The 17,663-nt window shown below is 45.2% G+C and carries 15 protein-coding genes and 2 pseudogenes; 10 read left to right on the top strand and 7 right to left on the bottom strand.

The genetic code is table 11. The annotated features are described in order from the left end of the window. Positions 1 to 170: 170 nt before the first annotated feature. Complete coding sequence (gene spxB / locus GB992_RS05510; RefSeq protein ID WP_161001566.1) at positions 171 to 1,919, bottom strand: pyruvate oxidase; 1,749 nt, start codon at positions 1,917 to 1,919, stop codon at positions 171 to 173. A 744-nt stretch (positions 1,920 to 2,663) separates the two neighbouring features. On the opposite strand from spxB, the gene GB992_RS05515 reads away from it, so the two are divergent. The 5 genes from GB992_RS05515 (at position 2,664) to GB992_RS05535 (ending at position 7,691) form a co-directional block, all read left to right on the top strand. After that, a complete protein-coding gene (locus GB992_RS05515) occupies positions 2,664 to 3,575 on the top strand; it encodes an RluA family pseudouridine synthase (RefSeq protein WP_162855634.1) in 912 nt (303 codons plus the stop codon). 39 nt (positions 3,576 to 3,614) lie between these two features. Next, on the top strand, positions 3,615 to 4,412 hold the full coding sequence (locus GB992_RS05520; RefSeq protein ID WP_161001567.1) for a TerC family protein: 798 nt from the start codon (positions 3,615 to 3,617) through the stop codon (positions 4,410 to 4,412). Between the two features lie 155 nt (positions 4,413 to 4,567). Further along, positions 4,568 to 5,677, top strand: a complete 1,110-nt coding sequence (locus GB992_RS05525; protein WP_161001568.1) for a lactate oxidase — start codon at positions 4,568 to 4,570, stop codon at positions 5,675 to 5,677. 91 nt (positions 5,678 to 5,768) lie between these two features. Beyond that, positions 5,769 to 6,092, top strand: a complete 324-nt coding sequence (gene trxA / locus GB992_RS05530; RefSeq protein ID WP_161001569.1) for a thioredoxin — start codon at positions 5,769 to 5,771, stop codon at positions 6,090 to 6,092. Positions 6,093 to 6,842: 750 nt separating this feature from the next. After that, the gene (locus tag GB992_RS05535; RefSeq protein WP_161001570.1) at positions 6,843 to 7,691 is read left to right on the top strand and encodes an alpha/beta hydrolase; all 849 of its coding nucleotides are present in this window, start codon (positions 6,843 to 6,845) and stop codon (positions 7,689 to 7,691) included. 3 nt (positions 7,692 to 7,694) lie between these two features. Here the strand turns inward: GB992_RS05535 and GB992_RS05540 are convergent. Together GB992_RS05540 and GB992_RS05545 are read right to left on the bottom strand one after the other, a co-directional pair. Next, positions 7,695 to 7,868 (bottom strand): annotated as a pseudogene (locus GB992_RS05540) (winged helix-turn-helix transcriptional regulator); the annotation flags it as partial. 200 nt (positions 7,869 to 8,068) lie between these two features. After that, positions 8,069 to 8,257: pseudogene (locus GB992_RS05545) on the bottom strand (winged helix-turn-helix transcriptional regulator); the annotation flags it as partial. 114 nt (positions 8,258 to 8,371) lie between these two features. On the opposite strand from GB992_RS05545, the gene GB992_RS05550 reads away from it, so the two are divergent. Then, positions 8,372 to 9,100, top strand: coding sequence for an SDR family oxidoreductase (locus GB992_RS05550; RefSeq protein WP_161001572.1), 729 nt, complete (start codon positions 8,372 to 8,374; stop codon positions 9,098 to 9,100). A gap of 91 nt (positions 9,101 to 9,191) precedes the next feature. Here GB992_RS05550 and GB992_RS05555 read toward each other — a convergent pair whose 3' ends face one another. The 4 genes from GB992_RS05555 to GB992_RS05570 all read right to left on the bottom strand — a co-directional run bounded on the left by GB992_RS05555 (position 9,192) and on the right by GB992_RS05570 (position 14,639). After that, positions 9,192 to 11,756 (bottom strand): MucBP domain-containing protein, encoded by a 2,565-nt coding sequence (locus GB992_RS05555; RefSeq protein ID WP_161001573.1) that lies wholly within the window; start codon positions 11,754 to 11,756, stop codon positions 9,192 to 9,194. Positions 11,757 to 11,893: 137 nt separating this feature from the next. Then, positions 11,894 to 12,331: a Spx/MgsR family RNA polymerase-binding regulatory protein gene (locus GB992_RS05560; protein ID WP_017261447.1), complete on the bottom strand. Its 438-nt coding sequence runs from the start codon at positions 12,329 to 12,331 to the stop codon at positions 11,894 to 11,896. 300 nt (positions 12,332 to 12,631) lie between these two features. Further along, positions 12,632 to 13,054: a MerR family transcriptional regulator gene (locus tag GB992_RS05565; RefSeq protein WP_161001574.1), complete on the bottom strand. Its 423-nt coding sequence runs from the start codon at positions 13,052 to 13,054 to the stop codon at positions 12,632 to 12,634. A 268-nt stretch (positions 13,055 to 13,322) separates the two neighbouring features. After that, on the bottom strand, positions 13,323 to 14,639 hold the full coding sequence (locus tag GB992_RS05570) for an MFS transporter (RefSeq protein WP_161001575.1): 1,317 nt from the start codon (positions 14,637 to 14,639) through the stop codon (positions 13,323 to 13,325). Positions 14,640 to 14,813: 174 nt separating this feature from the next. Here GB992_RS05570 and GB992_RS05575 point away from each other — a divergent pair, with 174 nt between their 5' ends. The 4 genes from GB992_RS05575 to GB992_RS05590 all read left to right on the top strand — a co-directional run bounded on the left by GB992_RS05575 (position 14,814) and on the right by GB992_RS05590 (position 17,355). Further along, on the top strand, positions 14,814 to 15,488 hold the full coding sequence (locus tag GB992_RS05575) for a hypothetical protein (protein ID WP_161001576.1): 675 nt from the start codon (positions 14,814 to 14,816) through the stop codon (positions 15,486 to 15,488). Positions 15,489 to 15,523: 35 nt separating this feature from the next. Continuing rightward, positions 15,524 to 15,913 (top strand): HIT family protein, encoded by a 390-nt coding sequence (locus GB992_RS05580; protein ID WP_161001577.1) that lies wholly within the window; start codon positions 15,524 to 15,526, stop codon positions 15,911 to 15,913. A gap of 154 nt (positions 15,914 to 16,067) precedes the next feature. Then, positions 16,068 to 16,940, top strand: a complete 873-nt coding sequence (locus GB992_RS05585) for an NAD(P)-dependent oxidoreductase (protein WP_161001578.1) — start codon at positions 16,068 to 16,070, stop codon at positions 16,938 to 16,940. A 142-nt stretch (positions 16,941 to 17,082) separates the two neighbouring features. Beyond that, positions 17,083 to 17,355 (top strand): DUF3784 domain-containing protein, encoded by a 273-nt coding sequence (locus tag GB992_RS05590; protein WP_161001579.1) that lies wholly within the window; start codon positions 17,083 to 17,085, stop codon positions 17,353 to 17,355. Positions 17,356 to 17,663: the final 308 nt, after the last annotated feature.

Here is a 17,663-nt window from a genome sequence, read left to right on the forward strand (position 1 = left end):
GGTGGGGCCAAAACCGCGAATTTATGGGCTGAATTTCTGATTTTCGCTGATAAAAGAGGGCTTCTAGGTCAAATGCGCGAAAATTAGGAATGATACTAAAAAACGCCACGATGTCCGCTAGTTTCACTGAACATCGTGACGATTATTGTCATTGAAATTTTAAACTAGGTTTATTCACCGCGCAGTAACTCACCGAGAGAAGGTTGTGCCTTCGTGTCGATGCCGTAGTGCTTGGCGAATTCATCAACTGTGTCTTGACCGAATTGCTTTGGATCAAGTGGCATAAATGCAGCAGCTACGGGATCTTCTGGATCGATTACAGCATTGAGGACGATTGGTTTCTTGTTGCCAGCGGCCTTCAATTGTTTGATTTGGTCAAATGCGGCATCTAGTTCCTTAAGATTAGTGGCTGTCATGCCTACAGCTCCCAGTCCTTCAGCAACTTTAGCCCAGTCCGCATCGGTTAAGTCGACACCGTAGAAGTGTTGCTTAGTTTCTTGTTGTTCATACCAGATGAATCCGAAACGCTGGTTCGAGAAAACGATGTTGATGACTGGTAATTCGTAACGGGCTTCAGTGATCAGGTCTTGAACGACCATTGAGAAACCACCATCACCAGAGAAACTCCATGCTTGTCCATCCGGAACACTTAAGGCACCGGCCAAACCGGCAGGAATACCATAGCCCATTGTGGCAAACAGACCAGAAATAGCAAACTTCTGATTTTCTGTCATCTTGACACCACGAACGGCAAATTCAGAAACATTCCCAGTGTCAACACCATACGTGTCGTTTGGCCCAGCAAGTTCGCGTGTTTTACGCATAACGGCTTCGGGTTCAAGCCCCTTGCTGTCATCATTGGCGCGATCGTCCAACCACTTCAACCAGTTTTGCCGGTTGATGCGGTTTTCCTTGATCCAGTCTGTTTCAGGCAGTGACTCACCAGTGTCAAGTAGCGCTTGCAGATAGGTCTTGCCATCTGCGATCACAGCGTAGTCGATTGGCACAACTTTCCCAATATCAAACGAATTATCGTTGACTTGGACGATCTTGACGTCCTTCGGCCAGAAGCGTGCAAACGGATATTCAGAACCAATGAAGAGAACTAAATCAGCATGTTGCATGGCTTCAAATCCAGGTTTGCCACCCAAACGACCATTAGTACCCAGGTAGTTCTTGTGATCCGTTTCCATTACACCAGTTGCCGGTACAGTGGAAATAACAGGAATATTAAAGCGTTCAGAAACGGCATCCAATTCTTTACGAGCGCCTTTTAAACCTGTCCCAATGTAAAGCAGCGGGTGTTTAGCATCTTTGATCATCGTCAAAGTGTCACTCACGGCCTTGGGATCAATCACTTGTTTATACGTGTTAGATACAGTTACTGGTGTCTTAACGGCTTCGTAGTCGATTTCCTTGGCAGATAGGTCCTCGGGAATCGTCACAACCGCAACACCCTTGTTCCGATAAGCCTCACGAATCGCTTGATTGACAACGTAAGGCAGTTGTTCTGCTGTAGTGACTGTGCGATTGAAGACAGCAACATCCGCAAACATTGGGTCTTCATCCATTTCTTGGAAGTAATTGGTGTTCATAACTGGCTGACCAACTTGGCCGACGAGGGCCAAAACAGGTACGTGATCCATCTTGGCGTCGTATAGACCGTTGAAGAGGTGGGTTGCACCAGGGCCTGCAGAACCAAAGGCGACCCCAATCTTGCCAGTAAATTTGGCATCAGCGGCCGCAGCCATGGCGCCGACTTCTTCATGGCGAACCTGAATGTACTGTACTTTATCTTTTTCAAGGTACAGACCTTCGACTGTATGGTTGATAGAACCACCAGGAATTCCGTAAACGTGGTCAACGCCCCAGTCTTCCAATACCTTTACTAATGCTTGCCCAGCAATCATTTTTGCCATAACGTGCATCTCCAATTCATTAAATATCTTGTACTCATTTAGAATGTTAAGACTGCTATTTGGAAAATGCACAGATTTATACTCGAAAACTTACAAAAAGTAAGCGAAATTAAAAGCTCAGTTTGTTTCCAACTGGGTTAGACTAAAAGAACAGTTTATTAACAGTACATATGTCTGATTTAATGAGTTGGCTGTCGCCTACGGTTGTCGACATTGACACGCTCGCCGTGGGACCGGTTCAAGCCGCCCAAGTTCGGAGTCTTTCACCTCGCCGCCAAGCCTCGTAAGAACCGCGAGTCTTAGCGACCATCCGTGGTGTAAATTCGGTAACACCATCCCGAATTAACGCCACCTTCACGGCTTGGTATCAATGTCGACGCCCTCCAGCTAATATAGTCGCTTGTTTCGTAGACTATCAGCAGTCTTTAGCATAGGTAATCTTTTGAACTGAGCTGCAAATTTGTAAAATACTGTTTCTTATTTGTGACAGTAGTGGAGCTGACCAGAGACAGAGTTCCGTGTCGGCAACATTTAGCGGCGAGAACTTGGCCGCTTAGTGTTGCGGGATGACTTATGAGACGTGGTTTTTGGCTCATAATCAAGGTTAAAGACTCTGGGTTTCAGGAGGCTGAGACCGGTCCCAATGGAGCGGCGTTTCTGGGCAGCGCAACGGCAGACAATTGATTTGACTGACAATTAATGGTGCAGCAGGAAAGTTAATGTTGAAGAAGGAGGGTGCTTCGGTTGGCAACGGTGAATCAAAATGAATGGACAACGCAACTAGTTGTGACAGATCAAGAAGCAGGATTGACTATTCGTGAGCTGCTCCGTTTGTGGTTAATTCCCAAGCGACTGCAACATTATCTCAGGGTCCGCGAAGATATCCACGTTAATAACAGCTATCGTCCTTACAATACACGCGTGGTCACTGGCGATGTGGTCACACTCACAGTCCGTGCCGATGAGCTACAAACACCGGTCCAAACATACCTTCCCGATGATCACCTAACGTTGCCAATTCTGTTTGAAAATGATCAATTATTAGTCATCAATAAGCCCAGCGGTGTGAAAAGCCACCCAAATCGTACGGACGAAGCCGGTACTGTGATGAATTTTTTGACCACACAGTTAGCGTCTCAACAGGTGCAACCCTGGATGGTTCACCGTTTGGACATGGCGACGAGTGGCGCGATGATTGTGGCCAAGACGCCATTAGTTGTCCCAATTTTAGACCGGCAGATCAGTGATAAACGCATTCAGCGGACTTATCAGGCGTGGGTGAGTGGTCACTTCGACCAAGCGACTGGGGAGTTTACTAATGCGATTGGTCGTGATCCTGAAGACCGGCGCAAACGGATGATTAATGGGGAAAATGCCCAGAGTGCGCTAACCCAATACGAAGTGCTCAATACCACATCAACGGCAAGTCTAGTGTCATTAACACTTAAAACGGGACGGACGCACCAGTTGCGAGTTCATTTGGCCGGTAATGGGCATCCAATTATTGGTGATCCGTTGTATCAACCGAATGTCGAAAGTTTTTCACACCAACGGATGCTTTTGCACGCGTTTAAATTAAGTTTGATATTGCCTTTTAGTGATAAACGCGTCACAATTAATGCACCGTTGCCAGAGGCTTTTTCCAGATTTGGATAACGGCAATGCTCCTATGAGCAAGAAAGAAGGATTTTATCGTTGTTACACCTATTAAGCCAACTGTACGGACCGTTTTTCGACGGCCATAACTGGGCGGCGGTATTGACCAGTAGTAATGACTGGTTAATCATTGGTTCATTAGTTTTGATTGAGTGTTTACTGTCAGTTGATAATGCGGTTGTTCTGGCAGCGCAAACGACCTCGTTGAGTAACCTAAAAGATCGTGAAAAATCGTTATTTTATGGCCTCTGGGGCGCTTATCTGTTTAGATTTTTGATTATTGGTGTTGGGACATATTTGATCAAGTTTTGGATCATCAAGGTGGCAGGAGCGTTATACCTTTGTTATCTGGTCTATCGCTATTTCCATCACTTGATTACCAAACGGAAACGACATCCAGTTGGCCAATCCGAAAACGCTGACGCAACGTCCGCTAAACCGCGGCGCATCGGGCATATTTCTGTATTTTGGTCAGTTGTCATTCAGATCGAAATCATGGACATTGTGTTCTCGATTGATTCGGTACTTGCGTCACTAGCAGTTTCAAACAATCCCGTTATCGTTTTAATTGGTGGCTTGATTGGAATCCTGTGTATGCGGGGCATTGCTGAAGTGATTATGAACTTGATGCGCAAGATTCCGGAGCTAGAAACGATGGCTTATGTGCTGATCGCATTGATTGCGATTAAGTTATTCATCTCCATTCCCGCCATCAACATCGAAATTTCTTCAACACTGTTTGGCCTCGTTATCTTGGTCGCCGTGGTGATCACTTTAATTATTCATTACGTGCGACGATCACGTCGTTTGTCTCGGCAAACGCGGCGCGACAGCTAACGGTTTGGATAGGATATTAACCGAACAAACAATGAACGGAAAACTGAATAATAAATTTGATTTTGAAATGGCTGTTCACCTATGTGGATGGCCTTTTGTTTTACCATTATCATGTTGAAAATTGTGATGAGTCGCATGGTCAGGAGGATAAAACGATGGCTGAATATCAGGCAAGTACGGACGAAAAGGAACTAAAAATCAATGATTTAGCGAGTTTGGAACCACTGGTAAAGGCACGCATGGAACCCGGCGCGTTTGGTTACATTCAGGGTGGGGCAGAAACAGAGTGGACGATGCGTGAAAATACCGCGGCGTTTGATCACGCGCAGATTGTCCCTCGAGTACTGCGCAACCTTGAAAATCCAGACTTGCATACCAAGCTGTGGGACATGGAACTTAATACGCCAATGATTGATGCGCCAGCCGCTGCACATGGATTACTACACGTTAACGGTGAGTCGGAAACCGCTGAGGCGATGGCCGATGAAGGCAGCATCATGTCGATTTCGACGTACGCAAATGAGCGGGTGACAGATATTGCTAAGGCTGGTCACGGTGGTCCGCAATTTTTCCAGTTATACATGAGTAATGATAATGGCTTCAACCACTGGATTTTGGATCAGGCAGTCGCATCAGGTGCGAAAGCCGTCATCTTAACCGCTGATGCGTCGCTTGGCGGGTATCGTGAAGCCGACGTGAAGACAGGCTTCTCATTTCCATTGCCGATGGTGAATTTGGCGGACTATTCTGCTAGTGACAACAGTGGTGAAGGGTTAAACATCATGGAAATTTATGCCAAGGCCAAACGGACACTGAGTTTGGCCGACATTGATGCCATCGCCAGCTATACAAAATTACCAGTCATTGTTAAAGGCATTCAGTCGCCGGATGATGCTATGCTGGCCATCGGTGCTGGTGCTGAAGGGATTTGGGTTTCTAATCACGGTGGCCGTCAATTGGATGGTGGCCCAGCTTCGTTCGACGTGTTGCCGGCAATTGCTAAAGCTGTTAACCATGAGGTACCGATTATTTTTGACTCTGGCATTCGCCGCGGCGAGCACGCTTTTAAAGCGCTGGCAAGTGGGGCCGATATTGTGGCGTTTGCTCGCCCATTATTCTATGGCTTGAATCTTGGTGGTGTCGCCGGGGTTCGTTCCGTCATGCAGCACTTCAACCGCGAATTGCAGATCACGATGCAGCTGGCGGGAACCAAAACGATTGATGAAGTCAAACACAATCAGTTGATGTGGCGTCAGGTTTATTAAAAAGTAACGTTGGTGCAATCGGTCAGTGACAGTTGCAAACGGATGGTTCGATTGCGTATACTAGCCTCATGAATTTTTACGGAGGCAAGTCATGGCACAAAATGTAACAACGCAAACGGAAATTGATATGGCAACGACTAGCGGACTGTCTGTGTTAGACGTTTGGGCACCCTGGTGTGGTCCCTGCAAAATGTTAGAGCCAGTATTGAGTCAGTTAGAAGACGATTATGATGGCAAGGTTAACTTTTTGCGGTTAGACGTTGATGACCACCAAGCGATTGCAGAAAAGTACAAGGTCATGAGCGTGCCAAGCTTAGTGATTTTCAAGAACGGCAAGGCTGTCGAAAAGGTGTCCGGCTATTATCCTAAAGAAAAGTTGAGCCGGTACCTCGATTCGAAAATTGCCGAAATGTAGTGCTTTCGCAGTTGATATTTCAGATAAAAAATTGGCCTATTCCTTAATCTAAGGAGTAGGTCAATTTTTCGTTTCAACAGCGGTTTGCTAGTTATGATGCCGTTACGCTGGCACAAAACGCCGTTCCCTGGGACCGGTCTCAGCCTCCTGAATCCCGGAGTCTTCTACCTTGATTCAGAGCCGAAAAAACCACTCGTCTCTGAACTCGTCCTGTAATACTAGGCGGCCTAAACCCTGGCCGCCAAGTATTACCGACACGGAACTCTGTTTTGCGCCAGCTTCACTACTATATATTGTTGTGCTCACTTTGATGTCGGACCAGGTCATTAAACTCGTCACTTTGTTAGAAATGAAGTCAGATTAGCGTGGTTACACTACTTGGTTACTATATGAGCTGAAGGGCGTCGACAGTGATACAAAGTCGTGGAGGTAACGTTAATTCGGCGGGTTATCCGAATTTAGGTTACGGACGGTCGGAAAGACTCGGCTTTTCACGAGGCTGTCCGACGAGGTGAAAGACCGTGAACTGCGGCCTTGAACCGGTCCCACGGTGGCGTGTCACGGTCGACAACCGCAAGCGGCATCCAACGCAAACTTAAACGGATACCTTTCAGCCAATGTCACGAAAATAATCTGACTAACAATCAAAATATTAATTTTTACCAATGATTCGCAGTGCACCCCCGCCAGTTCACAGTTTCGTTTAGTTGGTGCGGTATAATAACGCCATTAAATGGGGGAATGTTTCCGATGGGTGAACAAAAACATGCAGTGCCGCAGCGGCCAGCAAAGCAGGATCGGTTTATCCGCTGGCTGATCGGCATTCTGTGCGAAGTGCTAGTACTAGCTGGCATCGTCATGGGCTGGGAAGCGAGTGAACAAAAGCAACTGGGTCACGTTCAGGTTTCATACAGTAAGACACCGACACTTTTTGTCTCTGGTGACTACAGTAACTGGCTGACGTTTGGACCAATGAATGCACGCCTTGAACGTTATGATATTGGTCAGGCAGTGTGGACGATTCATGTGGCTAAGGATGGTAAAGCGACCATTGATAAACGCGGACCGCTAGGCAAACGGAATCCACTTATTCTTGTGCTCTTTGCGGATAACCACCATGCGTCACGTGAGGCACGGCAGCTAACTGGTGTGATGAAAATGCTGAAGCAACGTGAACATATAAATACTGTCAACATGGTCGGCCATTCATCTGGTGCAAACATTGTTTATCAATATTTGACCGGTAAGGCGGCCGATAAACGTGAGGATTATCCTGATACCGCTAAGTTCGTCAATATTGCGACGACGTTTAGTAAAGCAGAACAAAAAGCCGCGGATCGTTTTCCGCGGCACATCCAAGTGTTAAATATTGCCGGTGATTTGTTTGGTACCGGTGGTGATTTGGGCGTTTCCGTTAAGGGCGACCATAAACTAGGCGAAATGTTGGCCGGCCGGGTGGATGGTTATCAGAGTGAAACTCTGGTTGGCGGGATTAGCGTCATCCATTACCTGCTCCATCAAAATCCCCATGTTGATCGCGCGGTCACGGACTTCTTGTGGCAAGCACGATTTACGCCGCAAACGAATTATCCGCGTTAGCGATTATTCGTCACACAGTGAGCGTTCAATCTGGGCGTGATCGATGTGAGTGTCGCCCCAGTCACAAATGGCATCCAGCAATGGAATAATTGATTGGCCCTTGGCGGTTAATGTATATTCTACGTGTGGTTGGGCCGTTTGGAAATCGTGGCGTTCAATAAGACCATCATCGGCGAGTTCTTTTGATAGATTGTAAAATTAATCCGAACGCTGTTCGGACAAAAAAGATCAGCTTCCTTTAAAATGGTGTTTACCACAAACCCATCTTTTAGGAGCTGATTTAATCAGAGACCACTTAAAATACTTGACTGGCAAACACCTTATCAGATCATGCTGACAAATTTGTCCAAAAATTCGGATTAAATTTGCAATCTACCTTTTAACTGATTTGTGAGGGTCTTGTGGGACACTTCGCGAATGTGATGCTGTAAGTCGGCGAACCGGCTGGTGCCCGTTTCCGCAATTTCATACATGATCATAATTTTCCATTTTCCCTGAATCAATTGCATCGTGGCGTCGAATTCGTTTCTGTAACGGGGATGAGTCGTGGTAGGGCGTGATTGCATAATTAAGTTGATCCTTTCAATTCGTAGTTACGTTAAGGTGCGTACTTCCTTTTTGTCAATGTGCCCATTATACTTGCAAACGTTGATAAAAGGAATTTTGGAGGATTATTAAAAATGAAATCATTAGTTGTTATTACCGGTGCAAGTTCTGGCTTTGGTGAGGAGATTGCCAAACAGTTTGCTGCGGATGGGTACCCAATGTTATTGCTAGGCCGTCGCGAAGAAAAGTTAGCCGAAGTTGCTAAGGGCATGGATAATGTCATGATCGACACGGTTGACGTGACTGACTATGATCAGTTTGAAAAAGCTATTCGTAAAGCCGAAGACAAGTACGGCAAGACCGACTTGTTGGTTAACAATGCCGGATTGATGTTGCTTGGCAATGTTCAAAATCAAGACCGTAAAGAATGGCAAACGATGTTGGATACCAATGTTATGGGTGTGTTGAACGGTACGCAGATTGTCTTAAACGATATGCGTGAACGTCACCATGGCACGATTCTGAACATGTCGTCACTGGCTGGTAAGAAAACGTTTGTGAACCATGCGGCTTATGTCGCCAGCAAGTTTGGTGTTCACGGTTTGTCAGAAACCATTCGTGAAGAAAGTGCAGCCGAAAACGTGCGTGTCATGATGGTTGCGCCTGGCGCTGCTGAAACGGAATTGTTGACGCATGTGACCAGCAAGTCTGCGTTGTCAGATTATGAAAGTTGGAAGGAAACGATGGGTGGTATCACCCTCGATCCCGTCCATGTCGCTGAAACTGTGAAGTTCATGTATGACATGCCACAGGAAGTTAATATTCGTGAAGTTGACATTGCGGCTACACGCCAAGATGCGTAAGGCATAACTTAATTCAAACTAAAGCGAACACCCCGGAAATGAGTTTTGACAATTCACCTTCGGGGTGTTTGTTTTGCAATCAATGAGGATATTAATCGTGTTTACGTTTGCTAGAAAAAGGAATTGTTCCCAGCAAACCTAACAGTATGGCACCTACCATCGCTGCCAAATGATTCTCGTGCATGCCTGTATTCGGCAATTCTTCACTGTGACTATCAGCTGTCCGACTTGCGTTGTTAGCTGTTTCCGATTGTGGGAACTGCTGACTTTGAGAAGAAGCAGAGTCTAACAAGTTAGATGTAGCGTAGGAAGAACTAACAGAGGTCGGGAGTAAGCCAGCGGACTGGCCTGGTGTCATTTGATTTGTAGTTTCACTATCAACTGCATTGTCTGAATAGTCTGGTTCCGCAGAAACCGTTGGGTTATCGCCATTGCCGTCATTATTGTTGTCAGATGGATGTTGCCCATCTTCTTTCACATAAATGTACGTGATTGTCTGGTCTGTATTCGTAAATGTGCCGTTTGCGTTACCGTCAATTGTTGATAACGTGTAGCCATTTAAATGCTTAACGACCGTTTCGTAAGTGTCACCAACATTGCCAGATAGTATTTGTGTTGGGACAATTTCATTGCCCTCTGTATCAACGTACTTAACGGTAATATCACCGCCGCGAACAGCGTCTTTGGTATAAACATACGTGATAGTTTGATTTTCATTCGTAAATACGCCGGTTTCACTACCTTCAACGTGGTCAAATGTGTAACCATCAACGGGCTTAATCGACGATGTAAAGGAGTCCCCAATATTTCCCGTTAACTTTTCAGATGGGGAAATTTCATTGCCGTGCTGGTCCACATAAGTAACTAGAACATCAGCACCCTGAACAATATTTTTGGTGTAAACATACGTGACCGTTTGTAATTCGGTGGTAAAGGTTCCGTTAGCATTGCCATCAACGCGGCTGACACTATAGCCGGCTATTGGTTTAGGCGTGGTGGCATAAGCCCGGCCGACATCACCATTAATGTGTTGTGCGTCTGCGAGAACATTGCCGTTTTCATCAACATAATTAACGCTGATGTTGCCCCACATCATTCGATAATATTCCATGCCCGTTTGAAGCAGGGTGTTACCATTCGCGTACTCCACGGCTGTGTACATTGGGTAGCCACTGACACCGTACTGATTGGAAATGATGGTGTAACCAATGTTGGCATACTGTTTTGAGCCACTGATAACGTAATGATCGCCATCAATCGTCACAATGGGGGTATCGCTATTATAAGTTTTGTAGCCAGTTAAAATAGGTTTGCCATCGATGCCAATGGTCTGGCTCACGATGTTGATGTCGTCACCAGTTTGAGCGATATGAACTGGATCGGTATAGACGCGATAATTATTCACTGAAAAAATGCGGACATTGGAAAACTTGGCAAAGTAGGAAAAATCTGAAAGACGCTGATTAGATAGGGATAGAAATAGGCCGTTTGGATTTGCCTGTGAAGCCTTGGTAAACATTGGATCTAATTTTAGGATTTGGTCACCACGCAAGCCAGTGGTATTCGTCATGGATGTTTTCCCAGCGAATTCGATACCCCAGTAATAATCAAGTCCCCCAAACGTCAAGGAGTTCAACGCCGCAATATCAGCGTCAGTCCAATTACCGGCCCCATCTTGTTGAATGTCAAAAGCCGTAGTGATGTGGAGCCCTGTGAGTGGTACCAAAGAAACCCCAGGCTTAAGGTACACCGACAGTTGAACACCCCAGCCTTCTGGCAATTCGCGTAATACTTCAATTCCTTTTAAACTCGTGATTGGATTCACAGTAGTTGTCGGTATCAGGAGAATTGTAATTTCATTTTTACTGTGGACAAACGTAATGTGGCGCACGTCACCATAAGTTAATTCACCTGAGGTTACTTGAAAAGCGTTCAACATGGCCTGCTTTAGCTGGGCATCTTCAATGTCAACGATATCTGAATCCGCATGAGTAGAATCAGCGGTTATCGTTGCTGTGGTCGCCATGATTTGGGCGTTTGTTGTTGCGGGAATGCTAGCCGCCGCCATCAGCGTTGCATTTCGATTTGAGACTGACGTGGATTCAGTGCTGTCACTTGATCTGGCAGCACTGGTGACACTTGTTGCTTGCGTTGAAGGTGACTGACTGCTTTCAGAAGTGGCCGTAACAGACGATGCCCCTGTTTCTTCACTATTAATGGGCGTAATGGCAGGTGTTTTAGCCTCATCAGAGATGGTAGCGGATGAGGATGTTTTCTCAGGGGCGGCCGATGGGGCGGTCAAACTTGATGAAGTGGCTGAAGATTCAGTTGCCGTCGATTCTGCTTGGCTAGTAGTTGCGCTGGTCGTAGTCACGCTTGTTTGACTATTCACCTGTGAGTTTTGAGGTAATTGGCTACGCTGCTGTTGATTTGGTGTCGTCAAAGTAGCTGTTGAAGATTGGTCAGGAACGGGCTGAGTTGTTGACTGCGTGATTGTGGTTGTCGGACCGATAACTGTGGTCGCTGCATTGGCCTGTGTTAAACCACCAGCTTCGATGGCAAATACTGCAACACTTGCAGTGATCCAAAATTTACCAGACTTGTACAATTTGTAGTGGCATGTTGACATGTGTTTTGCTTTTCGTTGTAAGGACATTTATTAGACTCCTTGCTTATATGCCTAGGGTTGACCGTTAATGAAACGTTTTTCCAGCGCAAAGATAACACATGTCTTATTGTGCTTATTCGCAAATAAAAAAGGAAAGCCTCAATTAATGCGACTTTCCTTTTCTCTTACCCGTTCAAACGGGAAAGGATGTTATTAAGTTCCATTTTTCTTAGTTTACGTGGGATAAATGTGCCAAACTCGTCGTCGTTGAAGCCGACTTGTAAGATTTGACGGTGGTCGTCAAACGCAATCGGCCAGCGGAGCATCTTTGGATGTTTGGCGATGACGTTGATCATTTCTGTTAGGCCTAGGCTAGTCAGATCCATCACTTTGGATAATTCCTGCATGGTTAATGAGCGAGGGGCTAATAATTCATCGCAACCATTTTCACTAGCGGCCAAGAATTGTTTAACCGTGCTCGTCGAAAGCTTTTCACGGGTCTTGACGGATAAGTTATCTGTTGTGTCGATAGGATGTTCTTGGAAAGGAACCTTTTTATCCTTGAGCCACTTAACGGCCCGGCGGCATGAAGTTGATGAACCAATCGTGTAAATGTGTAGCATGTGCAGTCCTCCTCGTGTGGAAATTGTGAGTGGGTCTTGCAAACGACATGAGGGTCGTATATGTCTCACAATTTTGCTTAATCAGTAATGGAATTGTGTAATGTTATTCGTTTCTCTAATGATTACTATAAGCAAAACTATTATAACTGTCAAATGGTTTTTATCACTTTTTTATTATGTGAACATTGAAAATAAGGATGAAAGCAAGTAAGACAGGTGCTGAACTATAATAGAAAAATTATCAGAAATAATAAAAAAGATTAAGTACGGCACGTAAAAGTGCGGCACTTAATCTTTAAATTAGCTCACAGAAACTTGATCATTATCAGGTTGTGCTTGATTAGGAACGTAATCATCGGGCGCATCGTTATTCATTAGTTTGGCGTAATGGGAAACCTTGGTGTTGATTTTCGCAAGCTGACGCTGCTTGTCTGCTAACTGTTCTTGGGCACGGGTCTGCTGTGTTAGCATCATTTGATAACGCTCAGGAATTGTCTCATCACCAGCCAACATCAGATCGATATAATGTCGTACTTCGGCAATTGGCATGCCTGTTGAGCGGAAGCAACGGACTAAGTTGACCCATTCAACGGCATCCTCGTCAAATAGCCGATTGTTGTTTTCGTCACGTTTAACAAAGGGCAACAAGCCATGATCATCATAGTAACGAATTGAATAGGTCGTCATGCCGAGCTTCTTGGCGACTTCTTGAACTGTGTACATGCAGCCACTCCTTTTCTAATGTTATTCATTAAGTTAGTTATTTTATTGAATTAGCATTCACTATAGAAGCGCTACGGTTAAAGGTCAAGTGTTTCGGGTTTGAAAGTTGTGATGGTTGTTGTACTTGCGGTCGTCAACATTGACACGCTGGTCTAGCATATGCGCATGTTTCACGCGAAGATATTTGAGTATCGCCGCAACGTTCGTGAAAGTCGTTTGAAGTCAGATTCAAAATTTCTGTTGTACCGCGGTTGCCTGGTATGAAGAATTAAACATGAGCTTCATTGTACCGAGCAGTCGTTGGATCGTTTTTAGTTAGGCGACCAGCACCGCGGACTAAGATCAGAATGGTAACAACCAGAGAGCTAATGCCATAAATAATGAGCGATACAGGAATGCTAATAACGTTTGCTAATGTCAGGAAGACAAATTGGCCAACGGGGGCACCGATCATCATGACTGTGCTTATGACGCCGCCGGTAGCTGCCAGGTGATCATCCGGTACAGTGTTAATAATGACTGCGTTGAAGCGTGGATTGATTTTGCCTAGTAAGTAAGCGGTGCCGAAGAAAAGAACCAGCAGGATCCATAGGTTGTGGAGGGTCAACATGTCGATTGCAACTAGTACTAACAGTCCCATTGAAGCGGCCAGGAGGGTGACCATCGATGTGTTCTTAAGCATGTCGTTAACGAACACTGCCCCCGCAATAGAACCAACGGAAAAGACGATATCGAGCAGTGCAATGGTGTAGCCATAATTGATAAACCAAAAACTGCTCATGTGGATAAAAATCAAGTTTGATAATGGATCGATAGCGGTACCTAGTAGGTTGACGGCCAAGCCTGCAACAATCATGAATAATAAGAATGGGTTTTGCGTAAATTCTTGCATTGCTAGTTTGAAACTAGTGCCAAAGCCTTCTTTTGATTCACTGTTTTCTGCCAAGCGAGACGTTTTTGCGGCCAGAACAGATTTATGAACATCAGATTCGGCTTGATCATATTGATGACGGGCAATAAAGAAGATCCCGCCGGCAACCAAGAATGTGAGTGCGTCAAGTAAAGCGAATAGATCGTACTGATGGTGAAGTGCGACGATTAATGTGGCACCTAGCGCTGAAGCCACAATCTGAACCAAACTACCAATGGCGGTGCCGATTGAAGTTGCTTCATTCATGTGTTCTGGCGTGACGATGTGCTTCATGAGTGGCGTGGATAAACTATTGCCGTAATCACCCAGTAGGCGGGCTATGATATCCAATGCCATGATGAAGAAGAAAATACTTTCTTTGGTTGAACGGCCAATCAGTGATGCGATGATCAGGAACAAGATGGTCTGTACAAAATACGAGAACCACATTGCGTGTCGTTTATTAAATGTGCGGTCAGCCAAATATCCGGTAAAGATGTTTGCTAAGGCGGGTATGACCCATGCAATGGAGGCTATGGAAACGGCCAGTGTTTTGAATGGCAGCGTGGCGGCGTAGATTAAAAAGACGATACTGTATAAACCACTACCAATTTGATCGATGATGCCAACGTTGACGAGCGTTCGGAATGCCCGATTTTTTTTGTATTCATGCATATGAATTCCCTCTTTCGTAGTGCTCTCTCTAATTGCTTTAAAGTATAGCGAGGGTTTCAAACGGACTGTTGAAAATTTTCTTATATGATAATTTTAAATTTATAATGCCGTCCTTATGCGATTCTTAACGTTTGCGAAAAGGGCATTTTCAGCAGAATGTGCTAAACTATCAATATGAAAAATAACAATCAAGAACAACCAATGAGTCGCACACAACGGTATGATGCCAAGCAACGTGGCTCGATACCGCAATCGCCACAACAACCAGTATCACAGGGATTCACTAAGCAAAAAAAGCCCCATGGATTCCTGAGCTTTTTGGTTGGCCTCATCTTCGTGTTAGCCCTGATCGTCCGTTTGACCGTGTTAAGCGGCACTTTTATGGAAGGGGCAATTCAAACACCGACTGTCATCAGTCGGGTGCGCACAGAAGTGACCAGTCAATTGCAGGCTAAAAATTTGCCAACGAGCTTAGCAACAGATGGTTTAATCAAGGCCACATTAAAGACTGGTACGCGGGAAACATATGCTGGTGAAAGCTTGGATTTCAACACGGCAGCTATGCGCAGTGCTGTTCGCGATGATGTGAATCAGCAGGCGTCATCACTTGGATTAGCGGGAACCGCTGCTAGTGACGCCATTGTTAACTTGATTAGTAGTCAGGTGCTGACCCAAGCTAGTGTTAATTACCACGACGATACGTTAGGATATTTTGCCGAACACGTGAAAAGTTATCAGATGTGGACGACGATTATCATTATTGTTAGTGGAATTTTGTGGGTCCTGTTGTTAGTCAGCAATCACCGTCGCCGCCGTGCTCGCCGTTTGAGCCGTAAGCAAGTTGCTTAAAATACGTTGTAACAGACATTACGGGAGGGAACACTTTGGAAACAAAGTTTGAAACGTTACCTGGTTGTCCGTTTTGCGAAAAAGCGGACAAGGACATTATTCTGCAAAACGACTTCGCTAAAGCGTTTTGGGATATCAAACCGGTTAATCCGGGTCACACTTTGATTGTGCCACGCCGCCACGTAGAAAATTGGTGGGGATTAACTAAGGACGAGAAAAACGCCATCGATGATCTTGTCGTCCAAATGAAGCAGATTTTGGACGAACGTTACCAGCCAGATGCTTATAACATTGGAATGAACTTAGGGGCTGATGCTGGGCAAACGGTGTTTCATGCGCACGTTCACTTAATTCCACGTTACTATGGTGATATGAAGGTGCCAGAGGGTGGCGTTCGGAATCTGATTCCACGTAAGTTGAAGTAAGTATTCGTTTGGAACTAGGAATTTTTTGATAAGCAATCTACTAAATGAAGTAGGTTGTTTTTCTTTTGAAAAAAGCCGCACGTTGTTGATTGACCTATCCCCGACTTGAGGACGTATACTGTGTCTGTAAACGAACGATGTGAGGAGGACGAATATGAAAATTGGATTTATTGGGACAGGTGTTATGGGCAGTGCGATTGCAGGGCACCTGCTAGATGCCGGCAATACGCTAACGGTTTATAACCGAACAAAGTCTAAGACTGACAAATTGGTCGCATATGGTGCAACATGGGCGTCCAATCCAAAAAAGGTTGCCGAACAAAGTGATGTCATTTTTAGTATGGTGGGTTATCCGCAAGATGTTGAGTCCATTTATTTTGATGATGACGGGATTTTTGCAGGTGTTAAACCTGACAGTATTGTTGTGGATATGACAACGAGTACGCCGACCCTTGCCAAACGCATCGCGGAGGCGGCACCAGCGCACCATGTAACAGCACTGGATGCGCCTGTTTCTGGTGGTGATATTGGCGCACAGAATGCCACTTTGACAATTATGGCGAGTGGTGACCAGGCCACGTTTGATAAAGTACTGCCGTTGTTTAATCAGGTTGGTAAGTCTGTCCACCGGTTTGGCGAGGCGGGCGCTGGTCAACACGCTAAAATGGCCAACCAAATTATGATTGCGGGCACAATGACAGGATTGACCGAAATGTTAGTTTACGCCAAGGCGGCAGGGCTAAACTTACCGGACGTGTTGGCGACCTTGAGTGCAGGCGGTGCGGATAATTGGTCGATGGACACGTATGTCCCGCGGATTTTCAAGCATGACTACACGCCTGGTTTCTTTGCGAAACACTTTTTGAAAGATTTGCGAATTGCGTTGGATGAAGCAGATAAAATGCACTTGAGCCTGCCAGCAACTGACGCTGCCAAACAGCTTTACGAACAGTTGGTTGATGACAAACATCTGGGTAACGACGGCACGCAAGCGTTGGTCAAACTGTGGTGGGGCGAAGAAGCGTAGTTTTGTACGGAGATTTAAACGTGTTATCTTAACTTACCAACACGTTAACAAGAGCGTAAAAAGCGTGAAATGGGACGCGATTCATCTTATTTTTTTGTTTTCGGGTTAAACTGACAGCATTAAAAATAAGAGGGTGACCGTTATGGATAAAGATCCGCTAGAACACTTCGATTACACGCCAGAAACATCCACATCGGCAGAAAAAATGCCTGAGGATCTGCGTTTGTCAGCCCAAATGACGGGCCAACCCAAGCGTCAACGTAAAGGACTGACCACTGCCGCTTTCGCCGTGATCATGACAATTGATGTGATTTTATTGTTAGTGTCATTAATCATGGGCATGCCGACTATGTTAGCTATCGCTGTTGTCATTGCGATTGTTGACGTAGCGTGGGGAATCTGGTTAATTCGTTAAAGTGAAATATGTAGATTTTGTTGAAACATAACTAAAAAATGTTAAAAGACCGCCAAGAAAAAATAGCTTTTCTTGGCGGTCCTTTTGTGTCAGTTCCTAATATTGATGCACTTTTATCGCTAATGTCACGACTCTAGTAAAAATCGTGACATATAAAAATAATGATTTACTAAGTTGTGTACATTGTATCACTTCGGGAAATATAAAGACATAAGGTAGATTGTAAAATTAATCCGAACGCTGTTCGGACAAAAAAGATCAGCTTCCTTTAAAATGGTGTTTACCACAAACCCATCTTTTAGGAGCTG

The organism is Furfurilactobacillus milii (assembly GCF_009863985.1).
GTDB lineage: Bacteria > Bacillota > Bacilli > Lactobacillales > Lactobacillaceae > Furfurilactobacillus > Furfurilactobacillus milii_A.